Origin of the sequence: Acinetobacter sp. YH16053, from assembly GCF_013417035.1 — a bacterium.
Taxonomy (GTDB): Bacteria; Pseudomonadota; Gammaproteobacteria; order Pseudomonadales; family Moraxellaceae; genus Acinetobacter; species Acinetobacter towneri.
Map to the genome: position 1 here is coordinate 1 of NZ_VPEP01000067.1, position 3,224 is coordinate 3,224.

The 3,224-nt window shown below is 35.1% G+C and carries 3 protein-coding genes and 2 pseudogenes; 2 read left to right on the forward strand and 3 right to left on the reverse strand.

Going from position 1 to position 3,224, the window contains the following annotated elements:
* Positions 1-176: 176 nt before the first annotated feature.
* Positions 177-659, forward strand: coding sequence for a conjugal transfer protein TraD (locus tag FTV43_RS14790; RefSeq protein ID WP_257223315.1), 483 nt, complete (start codon positions 177-179; stop codon positions 657-659).
* Here FTV43_RS14790 and FTV43_RS14795 read toward each other — a convergent pair.
* On the reverse strand, positions 624-1,325 hold the full coding sequence (locus tag FTV43_RS14795) for an IS1-like element ISPa14 family transposase (RefSeq protein ID WP_166135753.1): 702 nt from the start codon (positions 1,323-1,325) through the stop codon (positions 624-626). The two genes, FTV43_RS14790 and FTV43_RS14795, sit on opposite strands and share 36 nt — an antisense overlap.
* Positions 1,326-1,406: 81 nt before the next feature.
* On the opposite strand from FTV43_RS14795, the pseudogene FTV43_RS14800 reads away from it, so the two are divergent.
* Positions 1,407-1,856 (forward strand): annotated as a pseudogene (locus FTV43_RS14800) (flavodoxin family protein); the annotation flags it as partial.
* 173 nt (positions 1,857-2,029) lie between these two features.
* On the opposite strand, the gene FTV43_RS14805 reads toward FTV43_RS14800, so the two are convergent.
* Complete coding sequence (locus tag FTV43_RS14805) at positions 2,030-2,749, reverse strand: phytanoyl-CoA dioxygenase family protein (protein WP_087554354.1); 720 nt, start codon at positions 2,747-2,749, stop codon at positions 2,030-2,032.
* 122 nt (positions 2,750-2,871) lie between these two features.
* A pseudogene (locus tag FTV43_RS14810) lies at positions 2,872-3,224 on the reverse strand (replication initiation protein); the annotation flags it as partial.

A 3,224-nucleotide genomic window follows, 5' to 3' on the forward strand; every position in this document is an offset into this window, starting at 1 on the left:
TTTCTCAATGAAATTGAGAAACGTCTAAGCGCGCCATCAAATTTTTGATGGAAGTACAGGCGATAATCTCTAGAACGACTTTAACAAAATTACGTTACTCGAACGTAAATATTTTGTTATCGTTCTTTGAGTATTGAGCCTGTGCTTTTGCGGTATCTGAATTAATGGAATTGAATATGAATAATGATTGGCTGTCTGAAAAAATCACCTATATTTCTGCTTTAAAGAACCCTAGTGATGCACAAAAACTTTTACTTGAATTAGCCAAAATTCAGTACAGAACATCTGACCAAGAGAAAAAAATCAATGCCTTGATCAAAGCTGAAAAAGCCATAGATCGAGCAAATAAGCAAAAAGTTGCTGTTAGAAAATTATTGAATGCAGAAAAGGAAGCTGAACGTAAAGCTCGTACACGCCACCTTATCCAATTAGGCGCACTTTTTGAGATTGCTAAGCTAGATCAGCGTGATCCTGCTGAATTGCTTGGAGTACTTATAAAAACTGCTGAAATTGATCCAAATGATATGAAGTGGCAAATTTGGAAAGATTTAGGACAAGAAATGTTAAATAAAAGAAGTAATGAAAATAAAAAATCTGGTGGTGTTTCAAAAAGTATGCTGACATTAAATGAAGCCATTATTGATGTAAAAAAAGGTTAAGTCGAAAGCTTTAAAATGGTTTTCAATCTTTTTTGAAAAATTACAACTCCTTCTAAAACCGCGCCTAATTCGATGCCTTATTTTGCAATTATTACCTTCAATACCTACAGTAAAAAATTTACCAATACTTTGCTTGCAGTTTTTAAAAGCAGTTATGAAACTGTCCCAATGATCACTTGCAATTCGGGTGTAGTGAATACCTAATTGTTTAAGCTTTGCCTTCAATCGTTGAACTGTAGCTAAGTCTCTTTTACCCCAAAAATAAGCAACAATCTCACCTGTTTCTCGATGGTAGGCGTAAATAAGCCATTGTTTATTATTTTTATTTCCCACAAAAGTCCAAAACTCATCAACTTCAAGAGACTCATAATGACTTTGTTTAGGCTGAATTTGGTAGGTCGATTCGGTTAAAGTACGTAAAACTTTACCGATACTGATTCGCTCAACTTCAGCGATATCTCGTATACCACTACCTCTGACCATCAACTGTAATATTTTTCGAGTAATGCCTGAATGACATCCTAGATAGCTCAGAGCATGGTCACCAATAAACTGACGTTTACAGTCTTTGCACTGATAGTTTTGTTTCCCATCTACTTTGATGCCATTTTTCTTTATACTGTCACTGAGGCAGGTTGGACATTTGATTTCTAGAGTTATTCGCATTTCTCTATTTTATCAAAATTCAACCTGCTTTGTTTCAGCATACTTTTTGAAACACCACCTAAAATTGATTTATTCACCGCTGAACAGTTGATGTCTCAACCTGAATTACTCTGTCAATATGATGGACTAATTTGGGGTACTCCAACCTATCTCGGTGGTGTCTCTGGCACTTTTAAACAACTCATGGATGCCACAGGTCCATTATGGAAGAAGCAGGCTTTTAAAGGAAAATTAGCCGCAGGATTTACTGTTTCCTCATTACCTGCTGGGGATAAGCAATCGACCCTGATTTCGCTTTTCACCTTTTCGATGCAACACGGTATGGTATGGGTCGGCAACCCTATTTTACCTGAGCAACATCAAGGTGTTCCGTATACGCAAGCAGCCAATCGTCTCGGCTCATGGTCTGGTCTTATGGCACAAGCCGAACATGCCAGTGCGGCAGATGCTTTTGATATTGGCGATATTAAAACCGCTCAGTTATTTGGACAAAACTTTGCATTTCGCTTAAATGCATATCAAGGAACATGATCAAATGAAAGAGTCTAGTCTTTAATTTCCATATGTTTTTTAATCTCGGGCATTACTACATTAAAAACATTAGGTGTTATCAATAGTTTCTTTTCTATGTGAATGTCAGCATGGATTAGGAATATCTCTTATGAAGAAGATCCTGTCAGGATGATGGGTTTTCTTTATTTATCTTACAAATTCTGAAAATATCTATACGTTGCCATCATTCTTATCTTTTTTGCAGCATTTATCGCTGGAGAATGAATAACCCTCATATCCATTAAATACACATCCCCTTGTACGCCAGTTAATTCAATGATCTCTAATTTTTTATTCTGAAAATCAAAAGGCTGATTTAATATTTTCGTACTCAATAAATGATTCAGCTGACTTGAAGAAGATCGTTCAGTTAAATGATGTGAACCTTTCAAAACTAGAGTTCCACCACCATGAGGTTGAATATCATCAATGATTAAAAAAAATTGCAGTGACTCAAAAGCTGTTGAATGTGAATCGACATGCCATTTTAAATCATTCAGTGTCCATTTTTCCTGTTGAGGTAATGTCAGTAGAAGTTGCTGTTTCTGATCAGAGTAAAACTTTTTAGCAAAAATTTTGAATACAACTTCACCCAAAATATCTGAATATTTTTCTAAAGTTTTTGGCTGTTTAACTGTTCTGGACAACATGACAATCTGTTGAAAATGACTCAATTTTTTCAATTCTTTAGAGATTATTTTATTATTTTCATAAATTTTTAAACGTTTCAGTTCTTCAACCAAACTCTCTTTGATTAAATTTACTTCTTTTTTATCAATAAACTGAGATAGCTTAACAATTCCATCAACACTTAAGTCAGTTTTAATTTGTTTTAACTTTATTTGATCCAAATCGGCTCCATTATGATTCATTTTAAAAATTTCCAATCCCTAAGATTCAATCAGCTCTACTTAGGCAATAGCCTTAATAAACCAGCATTTTTTCCATCTTCCAACACCCAAATCGAGCCATTATATGCAGTAGAGGGGGAAACTCAAGGATTAGATTTTAGGAAATCGTAAAATTGAAGTTGCTGTTTTGGGTCTTTTAGCATGATGCAAAGCCGTTGCATAAAATCATTAGGTGATTCATTCTCTTGCTTCAAATGTTTGAATTTTTTATTTCTGGACATGCCGTAAGAAATTCGGTTGATCTGCATATTTGGAAAATCTATAAACTTAGGTTCATCGACCTGTTTGATTGGTGCTGATTGTATTTTCTTAGAACCAAAGCCGAGCTGTTCCAGTAGCGGATAAAACATCCTGAATTTTTTTGGCTCTAAAAGCATGTCTGCAAGGCGTTTCGTAAAGTCTTCGGATGACTCTCCGATCTCTGCATATTCGCTAC

Excerpts from the sequence above, each read along its gene's own strand:
- FTV43_RS14805 (WP_087554354.1), bottom strand. The coding sequence starts at position 2,749 with ATGAATCATAATGGAGCCGATTTGGATCAAATAAAGTTAAAACAAATT.
- FTV43_RS14790 (WP_257223315.1), top strand. The coding sequence starts at position 177 with ATGAATAATGATTGGCTGTCTGAAAAAATCACCTATATTTCTGCTTTA.
- FTV43_RS14795 (WP_166135753.1), bottom strand. The coding sequence starts at position 1,325 with ATGCGAATAACTCTAGAAATCAAATGTCCAACCTGCCTCAGTGACAGT.